The 20,165-nt window shown below is 41.1% G+C and carries 18 protein-coding genes; 6 read left to right on the forward strand and 12 right to left on the reverse strand.

The features are described 5' to 3' along the window. Position 1: 1 nt before the first annotated feature. The 4 genes from ACLNCW_RS08135 to ACLNCW_RS08150 form a co-directional block, all read right to left on the reverse strand. A complete protein-coding gene (locus ACLNCW_RS08135; RefSeq protein ID WP_424845947.1) occupies positions 2–202 on the reverse strand; it encodes a hypothetical protein in 201 nt (66 codons plus the stop codon). Next, positions 199–630 (reverse strand): hypothetical protein, encoded by a 432-nt coding sequence (locus tag ACLNCW_RS08140; RefSeq protein WP_424845949.1) that lies wholly within the window; start codon positions 628–630, stop codon positions 199–201. Before ACLNCW_RS08140 ends, ACLNCW_RS08135 begins: the two co-directional genes overlap by 4 nt. Positions 631–1,002: 372 nt before the next feature. Beyond that, a complete protein-coding gene (locus tag ACLNCW_RS08145) occupies positions 1,003–1,629 on the reverse strand; it encodes a Rha family transcriptional regulator (protein ID WP_424845951.1) in 627 nt (208 codons plus the stop codon). Positions 1,630–1,644: 15 nt separating this feature from the next. Next, positions 1,645–1,842 carry a helix-turn-helix domain-containing protein gene (locus ACLNCW_RS08150; protein ID WP_424845953.1) on the reverse strand — a complete coding sequence of 66 codons (198 nt, stop codon included), beginning with the start codon at positions 1,840–1,842 and terminating at the stop codon, positions 1,645–1,647. Positions 1,843–2,040: 198 nt separating this feature from the next. Between ACLNCW_RS08150 and ACLNCW_RS08155 the strand changes: the two genes are divergently transcribed. From ACLNCW_RS08155 to ACLNCW_RS08165, 3 genes are all read left to right on the forward strand, one after another. Further along, positions 2,041–2,655, forward strand: coding sequence for a helix-turn-helix domain-containing protein (locus ACLNCW_RS08155; protein WP_424845955.1), 615 nt, complete (start codon positions 2,041–2,043; stop codon positions 2,653–2,655). A gap of 69 nt (positions 2,656–2,724) precedes the next feature. Beyond that, positions 2,725–3,264 carry a hypothetical protein gene (locus ACLNCW_RS08160; protein ID WP_424845957.1) on the forward strand — a complete coding sequence of 180 codons (540 nt, stop codon included), beginning with the start codon at positions 2,725–2,727 and terminating at the stop codon, positions 3,262–3,264. Between the two features lie 91 nt (positions 3,265–3,355). Continuing rightward, the gene (locus tag ACLNCW_RS08165; RefSeq protein WP_424845959.1) at positions 3,356–4,051 is read left to right on the forward strand and encodes a hypothetical protein; all 696 of its coding nucleotides are present in this window, start codon (positions 3,356–3,358) and stop codon (positions 4,049–4,051) included. On the opposite strand, the gene ACLNCW_RS08170 is transcribed toward ACLNCW_RS08165, so the two are convergent. Beyond that, positions 4,046–4,810, reverse strand: a complete 765-nt coding sequence (locus ACLNCW_RS08170) for a hypothetical protein (RefSeq protein ID WP_424845961.1) — start codon at positions 4,808–4,810, stop codon at positions 4,046–4,048. The genes ACLNCW_RS08165 and ACLNCW_RS08170 overlap by 6 nt on opposite strands. A 256-nt stretch (positions 4,811–5,066) precedes the next feature. Between ACLNCW_RS08170 and ACLNCW_RS08175 the strand changes: the two genes are divergently transcribed. From ACLNCW_RS08175 to ACLNCW_RS08185, 3 genes are all read left to right on the forward strand, one after another. After that, on the forward strand, positions 5,067–6,062 hold the full coding sequence (locus ACLNCW_RS08175) for a virulence RhuM family protein (protein WP_001004338.1): 996 nt from the start codon (positions 5,067–5,069) through the stop codon (positions 6,060–6,062). Positions 6,063–6,249: 187 nt separating this feature from the next. Beyond that, positions 6,250–7,416: a tyrosine-type recombinase/integrase gene (locus ACLNCW_RS08180; protein WP_424845963.1), complete on the forward strand. Its 1,167-nt coding sequence runs from the start codon at positions 6,250–6,252 to the stop codon at positions 7,414–7,416. A gap of 191 nt (positions 7,417–7,607) precedes the next feature. Then, positions 7,608–9,692, forward strand: coding sequence for a GH92 family glycosyl hydrolase (locus tag ACLNCW_RS08185; RefSeq protein ID WP_424845965.1), 2,085 nt, complete (start codon positions 7,608–7,610; stop codon positions 9,690–9,692). 45 nt (positions 9,693–9,737) lie between these two features. Here the strand turns inward: ACLNCW_RS08185 and ACLNCW_RS08190 are convergent, their stop codons facing one another. The 7 genes from ACLNCW_RS08190 to adcR all read right to left on the reverse strand — a co-directional run bounded on the left by ACLNCW_RS08190 (position 9,738) and on the right by adcR (position 19,903). Beyond that, positions 9,738–11,420, reverse strand: a complete 1,683-nt coding sequence (locus ACLNCW_RS08190; RefSeq protein ID WP_261069638.1) for an alpha-L-fucosidase — start codon at positions 11,418–11,420, stop codon at positions 9,738–9,740. 1 nt (position 11,421) lies between these two features. Next, a complete protein-coding gene (locus tag ACLNCW_RS08195; protein ID WP_424845967.1) occupies positions 11,422–15,210 on the reverse strand; it encodes a sugar-binding domain-containing protein in 3,789 nt (1,262 codons plus the stop codon). Between the two features lie 183 nt (positions 15,211–15,393). Continuing rightward, the gene (locus ACLNCW_RS08200) at positions 15,394–16,278 is read right to left on the reverse strand and encodes an SPFH domain-containing protein (RefSeq protein WP_004235732.1); all 885 of its coding nucleotides are present in this window, start codon (positions 16,276–16,278) and stop codon (positions 15,394–15,396) included. A gap of 166 nt (positions 16,279–16,444) precedes the next feature. Beyond that, positions 16,445–17,950, reverse strand: a complete 1,506-nt coding sequence (gene adcA / locus ACLNCW_RS08205) for a zinc ABC transporter substrate-binding lipoprotein AdcA (RefSeq protein WP_261150232.1) — start codon at positions 17,948–17,950, stop codon at positions 16,445–16,447. Positions 17,951–17,959: 9 nt separating this feature from the next. Next, complete coding sequence (locus ACLNCW_RS08210) at positions 17,960–18,766, reverse strand: metal ABC transporter permease (RefSeq protein ID WP_000950030.1); 807 nt, start codon at positions 18,764–18,766, stop codon at positions 17,960–17,962. Beyond that, positions 18,759–19,463, reverse strand: a complete 705-nt coding sequence (locus ACLNCW_RS08215) for a metal ABC transporter ATP-binding protein (protein WP_001269496.1) — start codon at positions 19,461–19,463, stop codon at positions 18,759–18,761. Before ACLNCW_RS08215 ends, ACLNCW_RS08210 begins: the two co-directional genes overlap by 8 nt. Next, positions 19,463–19,903 carry a zinc-dependent transcriptional regulator AdcR gene (gene adcR / locus ACLNCW_RS08220; protein ID WP_033685628.1) on the reverse strand — a complete coding sequence of 147 codons (441 nt, stop codon included), beginning with the start codon at positions 19,901–19,903 and terminating at the stop codon, positions 19,463–19,465. The genes ACLNCW_RS08215 and adcR overlap by 1 nt, the downstream gene beginning before the upstream one ends. Between the last annotated feature and the right edge of the window lie 262 nt (positions 19,904–20,165).

Below are 20,165 nucleotides of genomic sequence, written 5' to 3' on the forward strand. Positions count from 1 at the left end.
GTCATGCCCTCGCTTGATAACTCTTAATGTAGTCCACTTGTTTTCTATGCTCCATCTTCAGGTATTCCTCCACCTCTTCGGTACTTACCTTTCTATCTACAAAATCAGCAATAAACTGGAAGAGGTTTGGGATTTTTGCCTTAATTTCTGCCATTAGTTCATCAAATTCTGCTTGTGTCATGTTGTCTAAATCTAATGTCATTTTAATAGCCCTCTTTCTTCTAAATCAGCAACTACTAAACGACGTAAGTACATCCAGGTTGAAGTAGTGGTATGATTGATCCCATTACTTAAATTATTTTCTTTTATTGCTTGATCTAAGAAACTGAATAGCAACCAGTCAGGAGTTCCACCATGCCTTTTTGTACAGTCGTCGTCATATTTTTTTAATTCCCCAAGCAGGTTCTCAACATTCCTATTAAAAAACTCCTCATGACTTGCCTCTTGCTTTTTATAAGTTTCCGATAGTTTATAAAATTGAATCCATAACTGACTAATTGCTGATCTACAATCTTCAGCAATCTCGGTTGCTCCGTGGTGTTTCTTTGATAAATGCCACTCTGATAAAATATCTAGCTTTTCTTCTACAAGTCCTAACTCTGTTTCAAAATCTTTAAAGTATGTATCCATGTTTTTACCTCTGTTTCTATGTTGTGTAATTGCCCTGATGGCTTTTTAATGCTTTTTTACTATACTGGATATCCTCACACTCAGAGTCGCCAAACTTTGCGAGTGTGGGGATTTTGAATGGTTGTTTCTTATACAGTTTTTCTTGTCTACAGCCTCACGCTCAGAAGTTTGCCGACCGAGAGCGTGAGAAAGTACCAGTTTAAAGAGTTGGCGCTCTCCGTATGGTCAAAATGCCCTAGATATGCTATAATCTAGTTATAAATCTTTACTAAAACCTCTTTGATAATAGCTTGCCTGCTTTGTTAAATTCGTTTTAGTCATAGTGTGAAAGGCTCTGCGGTGTGGTTATTGCTAAGCCTTTTTTTGTTGCTTTCACACGCTTCTTTGGCGTGTTTTTTTATTTCTGAATGCCATAGCTTTGATTTCCTGATAACTCATATTCAAGCCAATCATGGCTATTACCATATCCTCAAAGGCTTGATATTGCTCCAGCTCGTCACTTGTCAAGCTATCGATGCCATTATAGCCCCCACGTTCTTCCCTTAACTGCTTCGCGTTCCTGTCGGTTACTGCCTTCAGTAGCAGGTTGTTCATGGTGCTATGCGGATGCTTTGGTGCATTAGACCATGTTTCAATACTGTCATGCAGTGTTTTTCTTTTTGGCTTTTCTAGCGCCCTCTGCATACGAAACTTAGAAAGTTCCTCACGCATTTCAAAGAATGCTTTGACTAGGTTCTTCTTAAACTCCTTTACGGGTTCTGTATTTCGTAAGTAAGTAATCAGCAATGTTGCTTGTTGCTCATTCAAAATATAGTCCCGTACATTTTGCCCACTTTCTGAAGGTGAAATTTTAAATTGCACTTTTCCAAAGCTCTCAAAGTCCTCTCTGTGCTTATTCAGCAAAATCTTCAAATGTCTGTGCTTGATTTCTGCACACTCTGCCACAATACTGCTCAGTGTATACGGCTCTTTCTTACCGTCCATGTAGACTAGTTCCATTGTTTTGCTCCTTTCTTACTCTTCTGGTGTTAAGAGTTCGTCAAGTGTAACTCCTAAATAATCAGCAATCCTTAGCAAGGTTTTTGTGGTTGGATTAACATCGCGTTCATAATAAAAAGGTATAAGTGTACTTCTCGCTATACCTGTCTCTATTGAAACTTTTGAAATTTTTAGGCGCTTTTTTGCTAAAATTACGCGAAAATTGTTCTTCATTGATAACTTCCTTTCATTTTTTGTTAAGTCAAAGTATTTTTTTGGAGCGTATAGCTATCACTTTGATAAGTGTATGTTACAATATTTTTTGATAGTTGTCAATAACAAAATGTAGTTTTTTATATTTTTTTGACAGTTATAGTTCTCTTTTTGTAGTGTTTGTGCTACAATACTATTAAACAATAAAGGAGTTCAATTATGTTAAGAAATAATCTTGCCCGCCTTATGGTTGATAGAGGAATAAAAACTCTCCACTTATCTAATGAAACTGGAATTGCTCGTTCAACAATAACTAAAATAGCAAATAACCAAAGTGATAAAATAGGTATCGATACAATAAATAAGTTGCTTGGAGCTTTGGACGTTCGTCCGTCCGATTTTTTTGATTATATCCCCTACGATTTTGATTTTACTTTTGATGTTGACTTTGAGGATGACAGCCAAAGTAATGAAATTCCTGAAGAAGGATGGCAATGGGGAACTTATCCTGCTTATGCATTTTTGAACGTTTATAGAAATGGCTCAAAAATAAAAACCATTGAATACTCAGGTTCGTTTGATGAAGAACCTATGCACAATGGATTTGATATGACTTTAAAACCACATATATACCTAAATTTAGCTAAAGAAGCAAAAGATTATAAAGATAATTTAAAATTTTTATCAACTATCCCTGTACAATTTCAAACAGATATAAAAAATATACTAGAGGTAAAAATATCAAGTTATTGTGAATCTAGTAACTATCTTACTCCTGAAGTAAGAATAGAGATTTTTCCTCTTGTCAGGGATTGGAAAAATGAAAATTTTTAATCATCTCAACCTATATACCTAAATATCAATTATTGGTGAAATCGTCAGAATTAAAAAAGGAGAATACCTATGAAAAAATTACTAAGCACATCAGCTATTTTACTTTCTGCTACCGTCCTAGTAGCTTGCTCTAACAATCAATCAGCTACCAAAGATAGCTCGGAGCAACCAAAAACGAAGCAAAAAGATACTGCTTCAACAAACGTTAAAGCCAAAGTAGATAACAGTAAATATGATGATCTGATTTCTGAAATCAAATCAAAATTAGATCCTGAATCAACTGGAGCAATAAACGTTAAAATTCAAAATAACGTAATCGATTCAGATTCATCCGAACCGCATGATACAATCATGATTTTGCTAACTGGAACGGCTAAGGATAGCGCAAAAGAATCTCTGGATGCAGTTAATTCTAATTCTGCTACTACTGACCAAAACAATGCAATCACTTTGATTCGTATGGCTATTTCTGAATTTGCTAAAAAGTTACCAGACGACAATACTACTCTTTCCCTTGGTTATGAAAAATCTGCTGACCAATATGACCTAATCGCTAAATCTTCCAAACAGAAAGATATTATCTCTGTTGGTGAAATCATCGTAAATTAAAAAAATACCCCACATTCGCCATCGCCATCTTTGAGTGTGAGGGGCAAAGAAGAGTATTTAACATTAGTAAATTAAAAAAGGAGAAAAAATTATGGGAGCCACTTCTATTTCTGTTAGGCGAGTCTCTGAATTTGAGATACCGAACGGGACTACAGATATCAATAGAGCCAATGTTACCATTGGCTCTATTACAACAACTGGCCAAACCTTGACCATAGAAGGAAAAGTATACACTAAATTTAAAGGAAGTTATACAAAGACAATAGACGATGAAATCTTAGTATATAACTCCGATGCTGACGAATATCAACAATACGACAATTACCAAAAAGCCTTTGAATTCGATATTTTTTATTCGCAAACTGATCAATTATTGTTTTTGACCACAACAACTCCTACAGCGAAAAAATTTTTAAAAGAATTGGAAAAAATCAATTCACTAAATATTAATTATACATCGCTAAAATTTGATTTAATGGCAATTTCCAACATGATGCCACAAACAAAAGGAGTTAGTTTTAATAGTACTGATGCTGGTGTCTCAAGTAAGTCGTTTTCAGGAGACGAGGTCGATGTAAACGATGAAGCAATCGAAGCTTTGGAAAATGATGAAGCAACAAAAATAATAGGTACATTGGATATATTGGGTAAATCAAGAACTATAATGCTGACTCAGTCTGGTACTATTCTCTCTTTCACGTCTTTGACAGATATCTCCGAACAAAGAGAATATCCGATGCTAGAATTTTCTATCGCAACACTAATGAAAATTGGAGTGCTATCATAACCGTGACAACGGGATATATTCTTTAATTAATTTTTCTATGTCTTGACGATTATTAGATGTTCCATAAATCTTATTTAGGGTAGTTTTGACCGATAGATCATTGTCCTTAAATTGCAAATCAAATTTCTTTACTTCTTTCTTTCCAAGATGCCGTACAGTCAGTCTGTAAAATGGATTATATTTCCTGTGTTTATCAGTCTTAATGGTTACATCAAACCGTTCTTTGCTACTTTCTTCCATAGAATAAATAGAAAACAGATTATCTCTTAGTAACAAAAAAGAGTCCCACTGTTTTTTTACATCTCTATACGCTAATTGATAGTCAGCCTTGAATATCAGTCTCTGTCCATTGCTTTCTGGATGTAAACTAATACTCAACTTATTTCTTATACCTCTTGTTGATTCTATATCTATATAGATATCTTCATGAGTTTTGCTGAAAGTAGCTTCATTTATGGAATAGTCATTTCCCTTAAGTACGGATCGGATTTGCTTTTCTAATTGGTTAAGTGTAATAGTTTGTTTTAACAATTTAGAACTTTTTGGGGTAAAAGAAATTGTTTTTAAAAATATCCAGGCTCTACATTTATTCCAAAAAATATAAATCCAATCGATTTCAGAATACAAAGCTGCAATAATGGGAACAATTCCGACGAAACTAGTCAGATTTATCACAGTAGGTGATTGTAAAGCTTGATATAAATTCACAAATGTCCATGCCAAAGAAGTTAATATAAGAGTAATTTTTATTTTATTCATATTATCGCTCCCAATAGTCTTTAATAGTATTGTAACATAAAAATCCCTAAAACCTCATCCCTAATATTTTTTTAGGGTGGCCGAAAAAGCCGATTATGCGACCTATAGCATACCCACGCGCCACAATGTTCAACAATCCTGAAGCGCGTGTTTTCTCGGGCTTCGTTCGAGCTTCAACCCAATATAAGCCCCATATCTACTAATTTTATTGATGTCAACAAATGTCAACCACTTTCAATATTTTAGAAAGGATCTCATGAACGAATTACAATTCTTAATCTATACCGCTGATAACGATAGCGAGACAGCTAGTGTCATCATCAAAGGCGAAACTATCTGGGCTAGTCAGAAAGAAATGGCTAGACTTTTTGACGTCGGTGTTCCTGCAATTAGTAAACACCTAAAAAATATCTTTGAAGAGGGCGAATTAGAAGAAGATTCAGTTATTTCCAAAATGGAAACAACTGCTACCGATGGGAAGAATTACTTAATTACTTACTACAATCTTGACGCCATCATTTCAGTTGGTTACCGTGTCAATTCTCAAAAAGCTACGAGATTTAGACAGTGGGCTACTTCGGTACTTCGTGAGTACATGATAAAAGGGTTCGCCATGGATGACAACCGTCTGAAACAAGGCGAAAACTTGCTGGAAAAAGACTATTTCCGTGAGCTCTTGGAGCGCGTGCGTTCTATCCGAGCTAGTGAGCGTCGTATATGGTTGCAGATTACAGATATTTTTGCTGAAATCTCTATCGACTATGATCCACAAAGTACGTTGACTAAGCAATTCTATGCTGATGTACAGAATAAGTTTCATTATGCAATCACTGGCCAAACTGCTGCGGAAATTATCTACACGAAAGCAGACCATACAAAAGACAACATGGGGCTTACAACATGGAAAAACTCCCCTAACGGTCGCATACTGCAAGCAGATACTCAAATAGCAAAGAATTATCTTTCAGAAACAGAAATCCGTTCCCTTGAAAGAGGAATATCTAGCTATTTTGATTACCTGGAAAGACAGATAGAACAGCGAAAAGCTCAGACAATGCAACAACTAGCCCAAAGTATTGACCGCTTTTTGACTTTCCAAGAATACGATATTTTAGAAGGTCATGGAAAAATCACTTCCAAGGTTGCGAAAGATAAAGCAAAAGCAGAATACCAACTATTCAACAAAACTCAAAAGATAAACTCGGACTTTGAAAAAACTTTAAAACAGCTAACTGACGATAAAAAACTTTAAATACAAGCCTGTTTACTATAAACAAGCCCATATTAACCCCATATCCGCCTTGTTTTCTACTCTGGTATTATATTTACCATCTGACTCTTTAAAATCGAATGTGGGGCAAACTATGAAGCCCTGGCATGATATAAAACCTTTTTGATAATGGCTTGCCTGCTGATGTATTTTAGAAAGGTTTATCATCATGAAAATAACTGAAGTTATAAAAAAAGACGGTAGCAAAGTTTACCGTGCTAATGTATATCTAGGAGTTGACCAGGTAACAGGAAAGAAAGTCAAAACCAAGGTAACAGGTCGGACACAAAAGGAATTAAAACAGAAAGCCAATCAAGAAAAAATAGCTTTTCAAAAAGCAGGATCTACCAGACAAAAGGCTATTACCATAAAAAACTATCAAGAATTGGCAACTCTCTGGTGGGAAAGCTATAAGAATACAGTTAAGCCAAACACTCAAGGAAACGTTAGAGCGCTAATAGATAATCACATATTGCCTACTTTCGGGGAGTATAAGCTCGATAAGCTCACTACTCCACTTATTCAGTCAATTATCAATAAACTTGCTGATAAGGCTAATAGAGGGGAAGAGGGCGCTTTTCTACACTATGATATGATCCACGCTTTAAATAAACGTATCTTACAGTATGGCGTAACCATGCAAGCAATACCGTCCAATCCTGCGCGTGATGTGGTTTTACCTCGTAACACTCAGAAAGCAAAGCGACAAAAGCTAAAGCACTTTGATAATCAAGAGTTAAAAAAGTTTCTTGTTTATCTTGATAATTTAGATAGTTGTAAATATCGTTATTACTATGATGTAACGCTCTATAAGTTCCTACTGGCTACTGGTTGCCGTATCAATGAGGCTCTAGCGCTTAGCTGGTCTGATATAGACTTAGATAATGCCGTTGTGCATATTACCAAAACACTAAATCGGGATCTAGAAATCAATAGCCCAAAATCTAAGGCTAGTTATCGGGATATAGATATAGATCAAGCGACTGTTAGCATGCTGAAGCAGTACAAACTACGCCAAACTAAAGAGGCTTGGAAGATAGGGCAACGTGAAAGTGTAGTATTTTCTGACTTCATTCATGAATATACTAGCATTGTAAAACTTAAAAAAAGATTACTAACACATTTTAAACGCGCTGATGTTCCGAATATCGGTTTTCATGGTTTCCGTCATACTCACGCTAGTTTACTGCTTAACTCTGGAATACCTTACAAGGAACTCCAACACCGTCTAGGTCACTCTCAAATCAGCATGACCATGGACACATATAGCCACCTCTCAAAAGAGAACGCAAAAAAAGCAGTCTCATTCTACGAAACTGCACTAAAAGCACTATAGGGGGAGCAAAAAGGGGAGCAAATTTAAAAATCAACATTTCAAGACAAAGCAAAAAGCCAATAACAACGGTATTTTGTGAGATTTATTTTGTCAAAAGGTTCATTTTTCTACAAAATAGTTATCTTTGAAACTCCTTTTCTATAGGTTATATTTTTCTGATATAATGTAGAAAAACAGCTAAAGGAAAGACTATGAAACCACTACTTGAAACCATCGATACCCGCTTTGGAACTGCCAGCAAGCATGCCTTTTCTCGGGGAAATACCCTGCCATACACAGGCGTGCCTTTTGGGATGAATTACTTTGTACCCCAGACCAGTGACCAGGAGGGCTCTTGGTTTTTCGATCCGCATCTGCCTATCTTTCAGGGGATTCGATTAACCCACCAGCCCAGCCCTTGGATTGGCGACTACTCTTGGCTCCTTCTGACACCTGTCACAGGCCAACTGGGTGGAGACAGCCTCTTCCATCGCCAGTCTTCCTATGATATGGATAAGGCCTCTTTCCAACCTCATTATCTGAAAATTTTCTCCCTGCGCTATCAGATTGAAAGCCAGCTTACACCGACTTGCTACGGTGCTTCTATTCGTTTGGAACAAAAGCAAGGCAAAGCCCTCTCCCTCTATCTTCACGCAGCAGATGAACTGACAGTGGAGCAAGTAGATGAGCGGACTCTTACCCTACGACAAGAAGGTAAAACTGAAACCAACAAAAATCCACTGATACTGTTCACATCCCTGAAAATGAATACGGATATCCTTGCTATCAGCCAAGAAGGCGAAGACTGGCTAATTGACTTAGCAAGTAGCCATGCTGAAATTCAGCTAGCGACTTCTTTCATCTCTCACTCTCAGGCTCTGCTTAATCTACCTCAAAAAGATTTTGATAACTGTAAAGCAAATGCACAAGCGGACTGGGAAAATCTCCTCCATCGTTTTGATATCATGGAAACAGGAGAGGCTGACCGAACCTTCTTTGATCACTGCCTTTACAGACTCTTCCTCTTCCCACAGACTTTTTATGAGGTTGATGAATCAGGGCAAGCCATCCATATGGATCTGGCTACTGGAACTGTCAAGCCTGGTGTCCTCTTCAGCAACAATGGTTTCTGGGATACCTTCCGCACCACCTTCCCCCTCTTTGCTCTTATCATACCAGAACACTACCACCGCTTCTTAGAAGGATTTCTCAATAACTACCGCGATACCGGATTTCTTCCAAAATGGCTGGCTCCAGATGAACGTGGCATGATGCCAGGTACCCTGCTAGATGGCATTATCGCAGATAGCGCCTGCAAGGACATGGCCCCCGACCTAGAAGAAGAACTCCTCCAAGCCATGCTTGAAACAGCCAGCAAGGCCGACCCTCTCGGCATCAATGGTCGTCACGGACTAGTCCAATACCAAGAACTAGGCTACCTCTCTACCGACCACTACGAAAGCGTCAGCCACACCCTAGACTATGCCTATAGTGACTTTTGTATCGCTAGCTGTGCTGAAAAACTAGGGAAAATAGAAATCGCTGAAACCTACAAGGCCGCATCACAAAATTACCGCCATCTATTTGACTCTGAGACAGGTTACATGCGAGCGCGTGATAGTCAAGGCAACTTCCGTCCTGACTTCTCTCCTTATAGTTGGGGACGCGACTATGCCGAATGCTCTGCCATCCAAGCAACTTTAGGCGTCCTCCACGATATTCCAGGCTTGATCCAGCTTATGGGTGGAAAAAAAGCCTTTAGCAACTATCTTTTAAAAGCCTGTCAGGAGGCTCCCCTCTTTGAGACAACAGGCTATGGCTACGAGATTCACGAAATGAGCGAGATGGCTACTGCTCCTTTTGGACAACTCGCCATTTCCAACCAGCCAAGCTTCCACATTCCTTATCTCTTCCGTTACAGCGATTACCCTGACTACACTGCTCTTCTCATCAAGACGCTCCGTCAGAAAGCTTTTCACCCAAGTTGGGAAGCCTATCCTGGCGATGAAGACAATGGCAGTCTCTCTGCTTGGTACATCTGGTCAGCTCTCGGATTCTATCCAACCTGTCCAGGCAAGCCCAGCTATGATCTCGGAATCCCTCTCTTTGACCACCTCCGTATTTATCTAGCTAAAGAAAATAAATGGCTAGATATTCATTCTGAGCAAAACCACAGCCATTTTAACTTTGTAAAAGAATGCCGATTGAACAAGGCACCAGTATCTAGCATTCAACACCAAGACCTCTTAAAAGCTGAGCAACTAACCTTTACACTTAGCTGGTTACCAAGTCACTAGCTAGTAGACAAAAGAACCTTTGTATCGTGCAAAGGCTCTTTTATTTTATGAAACTTGTACTTGAAGTTGATCAACCAACTGTCCATCAACAGTCAAATTGAGATAGAAATCCAAAGTCTGATCAGCAGTAAAGTGCAGGGTTGGTAGACACAAATCTTTTTTGCTTTCCCCAGCTTGGAATTGAAGGACTTGAATTTCGTCCTGATAGGCGACACCATGGACACCTGTCCCCGGCTGAATCGAAATCTTAGCCTCCAAAGGAGTATTACTTTCGCTACGTTCAATCCTAAAATGAAGAGTCTCTCCTTTTGCCACAGATAGGCTTTTTTCTGCAAATGCTAGTCCCTGAACAACTTCTTTTTGTGATAAGCTAGGAGTTTTATAGAGGGAAATCTTAGTCAATACAGGCATAGATAGTGCCTCTGTAATCGTCACGCGCACCTTCTGTGCCTCTACTAGCGGACCTCGCAGGAGACGCTTATGACCAACTGTAAAGCCTGTACCAAATTCTTGCCAGACGCCATCCACCTCTACTTGCACATGAAAAGCAGCGATTCGTTGCCCTAGCTTCAAATCTTCTCTTAACTCAATGACATCAAAAGTTTTAGGAAATCCTAAGTCGAGTTCTAACTGGATGGGCAAGTCTGCATCGCTTGCCCAAGAGCTGCTTTCCAGGCCATCTGTCAGATGGTGACAAGCAAAGTCTGCGGAAAGAGCTGGACCAGATACCTTAGCTCCCAGAGCCAAATCTTCTTTATAGAGCTCATTGCGATAGGCCGCAAATTCATAAAGTCGTTCAATATCCTTTTCATCAAATAGCCCATCTTGATTCGGCGGAATATTAAGTAGGAGCGGGGTTCCTCTCCCCACTGAGTGAAAATAGATTTCGACCAACTCCTCAAGAGACTTAGGATCCTGGTCCTCATGGTAAAACCAACCTGGCCGGATGGAAACATCTGCCTCACCGATTGAAAAAATAGTGCCTGAGGGATCTCCGTTCTGAAGATAGTCCAGCTCTGCTTCTGTTCCTAGTTTGTCAGGATTCACCTTTTGCCACAATGGATCACCTGCATACCCTCTTTCATTGCCAATCCAGCGGATGCTGGTGCCTTCTGTTGAAAAAATCAAGCAATCGCCCTGCAGGTCACGAATGGTTTCAAACCATTTCTCAAATTCATAATTGACCTTTTGAGCACCCTCTCCTCTGGCACCATCCATCCAGACCTCAGCAAATTTCCCTTCATTTCCATAGGCAGGATTTGATAAGATTTCCTTCAGCTGAGCCAAATAATAGGCATTATAGTCCGCTTCTCGCTCCACATGATAGAGAGGACTGTGAGCATCCCAAGGCGATAGGTAGACCCCCATATCCATATCAAACTCTGTGGCAGCTTGGGATACTTCAAGGAGCAAGTCCCCCTCTCCATTCCTCCAATGACTGACCTTGACCGAATAATCTGTGTGAGCTGTCGGATAGAGGACAAAGCCGTCGTGGTGCTTGACCACCAAAATCAACTTTTTAAAGCCCGTTTCCTTGAGCACACGAACCCATTCACGCGCGTCTAACTGTGTCGGGTTAAAGCGTTCAGGATCCTCCTGACCTGTCCCCCATTCCTGGTCATAAAAGGTATTGGGCCCAAAATGGATAAAGGCTGCTAGTTCATCCTCTAAATAAGCTAGCTGGGCCTGACTAGGCAAGGGCCCATGCGGTTTTATTTCTCTTACCATACTATTTCCTATCTACATTTTTCTTCACTTTTTTGGCATGTACTTGCAATTCTGTTAACGCTAGAGGGCTTGCTAAGCCTTCAAATCGAAGACGAAGGGCATAAGTCTCCACCTTATCAAATTCAAAACGAAGCTCTTCATCCTTGTCGCTTGAAACTTTTCGGATAGCTGATACAGGTCGCCAATTCTGCTCTTGCTTGAGCAGGGAAACCTTATCCAAATTGTTGGGAGTCCGAGGTAAAGTAGGCTCATTCCCTACATAATAGTCGATATAGGTAGGATCCACCGCCACGTAGTCTTGATTTTCAACATAATACAAGGTCAGGTTATCCACAAATCGCGGTTTTAAAATCCCTGCATCTCCAAACAGAATACCGACGCTGGCTTTCTCTGACTTGGCAATCCAAGTATTGGCTGTCGATTTCTTCCGAGCAATGACCTTGTCATTGAGGTAAGAGGCTGGGTGATTTGGTTCTGAGTGATAAGCAAAGACCAGAGGCAGGTTGGACCCTGTCCACTGATTGGAAATAACTTCTCCATCTACACTGGCATCTGTCACATGAATGGTGACTGTTGCTTGCAACTCACAGCCCGCTACCTGCCCTGTGAGCACACATTCTCCTACCTGAGCATAGACTTGAGGCTTGAGTTCATCCCAAGTCACCTTGGCCGTATCTCGTCTGCCATCTGATAAGACTAGCTTGACTCGGTCTGGTAAGTGTGGGGCTTCCTTGACAAGCGTCCAGATCCTTTCAGGCTCAATAGCACAAATCCCTTGAACACAAACCTGAGCAGAAGCCTTTAAATTCAAACCCTCTAGCTGGCCAGATACCGTAAACTCATGAAATCTTGCCAAATCTTCTTCAGGAATCTCCTCCCAAACAACCTTGACTCGTTTTGCATCGCCAGACTCATAGTCCACCAAGACTGAAGATGGCAGCTGTGGATAAGTCCCCTTAGCTGTATACAAGCGAAGTGGTCGTACAGAAACTGCCTGCCCTAGTGAGTTATTTTCTGCCACCTGCAAATGAGTTTGATAGGTCTTCCCTTGATAAATGGCGCGAATAGCCACGTCGCCTGCAGACAAGCAATGAAGCACTCCCCGCTTGATAATGGCGTGGGCACCACCACTCGTCTCCCAAATCACTTCACTATTCCCCACCTTGTTCACAGGGTTATCCACAGTTTGTGGATAAAGTCCAATAGCTGGGGAATCTCCTTCTTGTAATCCTGCCTGCTTGTCCACTCGAATCTCAAACAAGCGCTTATTTTTCACTGGCTGGCAATCAAAAGCCTCTCCTACTAAGATATCAAAACTTGCTGGCTCTAGCCCTCTAGCACTGGCCTTTACTCTCACTTGACCTACCTGCTCCAAGCTCTGAACTAAGAGGACACCTCTGCCATGGAAGGCTTTCCTCTTAAACAGACCATTTTTCTGGGCTTGGTAACGTTCACGACTGGCCTGCCTACCATTATCCACTCCTACAATACGAGCAGGACCTGCAATTTCAAAATGAAGTTGATTGGAAGCAGTCGGCACCCAATTTCCATCCTTGTCCAATACATCAAAATAAAGATAAAGGAGGTCTTGCCCATCTGACTCCAGTTGTGTTTTCTCGGCATGTAACCTGATTTTGGCTGGCTTACCTGCAGTCACCACCCTATCTTCTGCCACAATCTGACCTTGACGGTCATAGGCCACAGCATGCAATTCTCCTGGTTGATAAGCCAAACTCCATTCGAGATAAAGTTGTTCAGAACTTGCTCCCTCTTGGTATTTTCTGCCATCTGAAGTCCATTTTTCCTGAAAAGTCTTCCTACCTTGAGATTTTCCATTGAGAAATAGCTCTACAGAACGGGCATTTGAATACACCCGGACAGGGATATTCCCATACTTATCCACAACTTGTTGATAACTCTTGTGGATTTCCCAATTCCAGTGGGGCAGTATATGAACCATGGGATGCTGATCTAGGTCCAACCACTGACTTTGATAGAGATAATAGTCATTTTTAGGAATCCCTGCCGTATCCACGATCCCAAAATAGGAACTCTTTACAGGCGTGTCATTTTGATTGTGCCAAGGAGTCGGCTCACCGATATAGTCCACTCCTGTCCAGATAAACTGACCCGCATAGTCTAACCGATTTCTATCTGCTGTCCAAGAAGCCGTCGCCGTCTTCCCCCAAGGAACTCGATCATTGCCATAGTCTGACTGTTCAAAATTACGAACGCGGCGATTATCCCCAACCCATTCCTTATCTGGGCGAAAATAGCTGTCACGCGTCCGTGTAGCCGATGAGGTTTCAGACCCATAAAGACGCCAATCGGAATGTCTTTTGCGAATCGCGTCAATATTATCTTCCGAGTAATTTAAGCCCACCACATCCAGCAAATCAGCAATCTTTTCATGACCTCCAGAACCATCTCCAAAGCGGAACTGGTCCATTCCCATGGTCACAAAACGGCTATTATCAACCTCCTTAACCCTTTCTAGCAAGCGTTTGATCGTCTTCAATGAATGAGCATCTCCATTTGCTTCGCTGACTTCGTTTCCCAAGGACCACATAAAAATCGCTGGATTGTTCTTGCCACGCTCAATCATAGTGCGCAAATCGTAGTCTGACCAGAAATCGCCTTCCCTCGCTTCTGGATGAGTCGCTTCTTCCTCAAAAAAGCGACCATAGTCATATTCTTTCTTGCCCCCATACCAGGTATCAAAGGCTTCTTCTTGGATGAGCAGGCCCATTTTGACAGCCAGATCCAGCAAGACACTACTAGCTGGATTATGGGTGATTCGAATCGCATTGACACCCATTTCCTTCATCTGGCGCAAGCGTCTCTCGGCAGCTGACTTGTTTTCCACAGCTCCCAGTGCTCCATAGTCATGGTGCAGACAAACACCATGAATCTTCAACCAGCAACCATTTAGAAAGAAGCCCTTATCCGCTTGCCAATCCATATAGCGGTAACCAAAAGTCTCCTCTTCTTCATCAACTAAGACGCCATGTTTATAAAGACGAGTCTTCAATTGGTAAAGGTGAGGGAAATCAATATCCCAAAGCAAGGGTTGAAAAATTGATATTACTTGTTGGAAAGCATATTTGTCCCCAGACTTAATCACTACAGAGTCTGTCGCCTGCCAGTCTGACAGTTGTTGTCCATCATACCAGATACTCTGTTCCAAATATACCGAAACGGATTGAGGCCCATCATTTAAAACCTTGCTTTCAAGCTGGGTTTCCACCCAAGATTGCCTTTGCTCCTTTAGCTTAGGACTTGCTATCGTAATCCCATACAAATCCAGATGAACTGCATCTGTAATCAACAATTTTACTTCTCGGTAGATACCACTACCCGAATACCAACGACTGCTAGGTTGCTGATTTTCCACAAAAACCGCAAGCTGATTGGCCATCCCATCATTTCTTAAATAAGGCGTAATATCATAAGAAAAGGGCGTATAGCCATTGGGATAATAGCCCAGCACTTGCCCGTTGATATAGACTTGGGCATTCATGTAAACCCCATCAAAGAGCAAACGCACCGAAACAAGACTAGCATCTTCTTCCAAGTAAAACTGCGTCCGATACCAGGCCTGACCCCCATTTAACTGACCACCCTCATTTTGCGCTGGCGAATAATGGTCAAAATCATTGTAAATACTCCAGTCATGGGGCACTTGAATAGCCTGCCAATTTTCTCTATGAAAATCCGGCGCCAAGGCCTCTTCTTTCCCCACCTCTTGGCTAAAAAACCAGTGATTTCGCAAAACTTCTTCTCTTCTCATACAGGCATTCCTCTTTAAACAACTCGATTTACTTGACTATAGCACAAAACAAAAGCGCTTTCAAGACTTCCTCCATCACTCCCTAAATCCTCAGAAAAGATTCTATAATTTGTGGAGGAGGATTTAGTTCTCAAAGATACAAGGGTGATACAAAAAGAGCCTGACTCCAGGCTCTTTAGTCTATTATTTCTTCTCAGCACGGAGGGCTGACAAGATTTGTGTACGGATATCATCAACACCATTTGGCGTATTTGGTAAAAAGATGGTTTGATTTCCTTTAGAAGCAAAGGTATTCAAGGTATCCAAATACTGGTTAGTCAAAAGGATGGACATGATTTGTTCTTCTGTCATGCCAACATTGGCTTCCTTGAGTTCAGTGATAGACTCTGCCAAGCCATCCACAATCGCCTTACGTTGTTGGGCAATCCCCACACCATGGAGGCGGTCTTTTTCTGCTTCAGCTTCAGCTGCAGTGACGATTTTAATCTTGTCGGCTTCCGCCAATTCTTGCGCTGCGACCCGCTTGCGTTGCGCCGCATTGATTTCATTCATGGATTGCTTGACTTCTGCATCTGGTTCAACCTTGGTTATCAAGGTTTTCACGATAATATAACCGTAAGTAGTCATTTCTTCTGCTACTTGGTGTTGAACCTCAAGGGCAATCTCATCTTTTTTCTCAAACAATTCATCCAAGGTTAATTTTGGAACAGAAGAGCGAAGAGCATCTTCGATATAAGATTTAATCTGAGATTCTGGACGCATGAGTTTATAGTAGGCATCTGTCACGCTCTGCTCATTGACACGGTACTGGGTCGCTACATTCATCATAACGAACACATTGTCCTTGGTCTTGGTCTCAACCACAATATCGCTTTGCAACAAGCGCAACTGAATCCGCGCTGCAATCGAGTCAATCCCAAAAGGCAAGCGAATATGAATACCGCTATTGGCAACCTTTTGGTATTTCCCAAAGCGTTCAATAATCGCTACCGACTGTTGACGAACAACATAAACTGTACTCAGTGTGACTATCACCAATAGGAGCACACAAACCACCACAAAAATCATCAAAAATGTTGCCATTATCGTGACCTCCATCATTATTTTTTCCTGTATTATAGCACATTTAAAGAAGGTTGTGCAGTTTTTACTGCGATTTTTAAAAATAAAATGTTAACCATCTATTTTGTAACTAAAAAGGATAGCCTCATACAAAGCTATCCTTTGATTCTCATCAATGCGCCAACATTTCTTGGGCGATTTCTTGTCCAGATAGATTATCTGGGTAGTAGGTTGGCCAGTTATCCATTTCTTCAAAGAGGGCTTCTTGGCTTGTGCCTCCAAAGAAGATATGGAAATGTTCTGCCTTAACTGGAGCGATATTGTGGTCACTAAACTGAACATACTTGAACTGTCCAGCATCAGCATCTGTGGCTTCAAAGAGGAAGCGCACGCCACGATTGCCTTTCTTGTAAGTCAAGATTTTCTTTCCAACATACTTGTAAGTATATTTCTTACTTTGTCCACCTTGAACAAATTCCATAGTGTTATCAGTGATATTAATCTTAGTCACATCTGTCTGATAGCCTTTTGTATAGTAGGCCTTGTACTCAGCCTGGGTCATCTTACCAGTCAACTTAGCCTTGTAATCAAACACTTGATCAAAAGTACCATCTTCAAGGAAAGGATAAACTGATTGCCAATTACCTGCATAGTCACTCAAGGTACGGTCCTTGACGTCTGCATCCTCAAAGTAACCATTTTGAACTGTCTTAGTATCCTCTGCCTTTTCAGGCTCAATTACTGGGCCTTCTTGGTCTGTTGTTTGTTTTAGAGCCTTGAGGTTTTTCTCCATGATAGAGATGTAATTTTCACCAGCCTTGGTATCCTCTTCTGTCAGACTTTCTAAAGGATTGAGGACATCTGTCTTAACACCTGCCTCTTTTGAAAGTGTATTAGCAAGGGCTTGTGAAGCATTTTCTTCAAAGTAGATATAGGCAATTTTATTTTTCTTGACGTACTCTGTCAACTCTGCCAAGCGAGCAGCTGATGGTTCAGCATCTGGAGAGAGACCTGAGATTGCGACTTGTTTGAGTCCATAGTCCAAGGCAAGATAGTTAAAGGCTGCGTGTTGAGTCACAAAGCTCTTTTGTTTGGCTTGAGACAAGCCTTCTGCATAAGCCTTATCCAAGGCTTGCAATTTTTCGATATAGGCAGCAGCATTCTTTTCAAAGGTCTCTTTTTTATCAGGATAATCTGCTGACAAGCTATCACGGATGTGCTCTACAAGTTTAACGGCACGAACTGGTGATAACCAAACATGGGGATCGTACTCATGGTGATGGCCTTCTTCTCCATGGTCATGGTCTCCCTCTTCTTCCTCACCACCTGGCAAAAGCAACATATCGCCTGTCGCCTTGATGGTTTTGACCTTTTTCTTATCCAAAGTATCTAGCAATTTAGGGACCCATGTTTCCATGTTTTCATTTTCATAAACGAAGGTATCTGCGTCTTGGATTTTGGCAACTGCCTTGGCAGACGGTTCATATTCATGGGGTTCTGTACCAGCACCGATGAGGAGTTCTACATTAGCAGTATCTCCTGCGACTTGCTTGGTAAATTCATAGACAGGGTAAAAGGTTGTCACAATATTTAGTTTGCCATCTGCCTGCTTTTGATTGGAACAAGCCACTAAAAACAAGGCACATAGACTGGCGAACAATAAGCTAATTTTTTTCACGTTAGTCTCCTATTTGATAAAACGTCTTACTAAACTAATAAGTAAAAAGACAGTTACAAAAATAATGGTAATACTTGCACTTGCAGGTGTTTCTGCATAGTAGGAAATGTAAAGTCCTGCTACCATTCCCAAAAATCCAATAGCACTGGCAAGCAGCATAACCGATTTAAAGTTTTTCCCGAGACGCAGGGCAATACTGGCTGGCAAGACCATAATGGTCGATACCAGAAGAGCTCCCGCAGCTGGAATCATAAGGGCAATGGCCACCCCCGTCACCATGTTAAAAAGAATGGACATGGTACGAACTGGCAAGCCATCCACAAAGGCCGTATCCTCATCAAAGGTCAAAATGTACATCGGACGAAGGAAGAGGAAGGTCAAAATCAAAACAACCGCCGCAATGACAAAGAGGGAAATAACCTGCTCTTCGCTGATAGTCACGATTGAACCAAAAAGATACTGGTCCAAACTCATAGAACTCGAGCTTTTACCCTTGCTCATGACAATCAGAGAAACAGCCAGACCCGTTGACATGAGGATAGCTGTCCCGATTTCCATAAAGCTCTTGTAAACCGTACGGAGATACTCCAGAAAGACCGCCGCAATCAAGACAATAGCAATAGTGGAAATAGTCGGAGAAATCCCTAGTACCAGACCAAAGGCTACACCTGAAAGTGAGACGTGGCTGAGGGTATCACTCATCAAACTCTGACGGCGCAAGATAAGGAAGGTCCCCAATACTGGCGAGAAAAGACTCATGGCAATAACGGCCAGAAAGGCACGTTGCATAAAGTCATAAGATAACAAACTAAGCATGGCCCACCTCCTGATCATTCTCATGAACGTTGAAACAACGCCATGGCGAGTCTTGGTTACGGACTAGATGAATATTGCGGTCCGCATAGTCCTTAACTTCTTCAGGGTCATGGGTAATCATCAAAACAGCCTTGCCATGATGATGGGCGCTGTGGTGCATGAGTTCGTAAAATTCGTTTTTACTTCCTGCATCCATCCCCGTTGTCGGCTCATCTAGGATAAACACATCTGGATCCGAAGCAAACATACGCGCGATCACCGCTCGCTGCTTTTGTCCTCCAGATAGAGACCCCAAGCGTTTGTCTCGGTGTTCCCACATTCCAACTGAGTCCAGACTAGCCTTGATATGCTCCTCATCATGAGCATTCAAACGACGGAACCAGCCTTTTCGTGGATAACGACCCGACTTGACAAATTCGTAAACCGTACTTGGAAAACCCGCATTAAAACTGGCAATCTGTTGAGGAAGGTAGGCTATTCTCAATTTCTTACCCTGTGTATTTGTCTTTGAAATAGTCACCTTGCCAATGCGTGGTTGGAGGATACCAAGACTAGCCTTGATCAGTGTCGTCTTAGCTGCCCCATTCTCCCCCGTCAAGGTAACAAATTCCCCACTATCAACACTATAATTGATATGTTCAAGAACGGGCTCCTTATCATAATAGAAGGATAAATCCTCTACCGTAATATATCTCATTATTTGATTTCTCCTACTAAAGCAGTCAAAAACCGCTGGATCACTTTTTGTTCATTTGGAGTAAACTGAGTCGCCACTTGTTCATAGGTTAAAAGTGTATGCTCATGGTGATGGTGGTGCTCCTCAGCAATTGGACGAGCCAAATCAGTCAACTGATAAAAAATCACACGCGCATCCTTAGGATCTTTAGATGTTTCCAACATCCTTTCCTTGACCAAAGACTTAATGGCCTTGGTAACTGCCGCCTGACTGACATTGAGACGACGAGCCAACTCTGAATTTGTTAAAGATTCCTCCGACAAGAGCATGAGGATATGCTCCTGGGTATTGGTCAGGGCCACCTCGCTAGTACAATGACCTATTAGGATTTCATGCTGATTTTCCGCCTGCAAAATCACCTCATTCAAAAAAGCATCGATATCCTTCGCTAGCTGTCTCATATCTGACTCCTTTCCTTTTGGATTTCTCTTTTTTTAAGAGAAAATACTATTCTTTGAAGAATTATTTACTGGTTAATTATATCACAACCAAAAAAAGAGTCAAGAAAAAACGTGAAAACCAGTTTCATTCTTGAACTCTTCTATATCATGATCTATTGAAATGCCTTGACATCTCCATCATAAGTTGCCCAGTATCTAATTCTATTTTAGAAGACACAACACTTTTTATTCAAATTATATATAAAATGGAGAAGAGAAAAGT

The organism is Streptococcus sp. CL6.22, from assembly GCF_049738055.1.
Classification (GTDB): Bacteria; Bacillota; Bacilli; order Lactobacillales; family Streptococcaceae; genus Streptococcus; species Streptococcus mitis_DJ.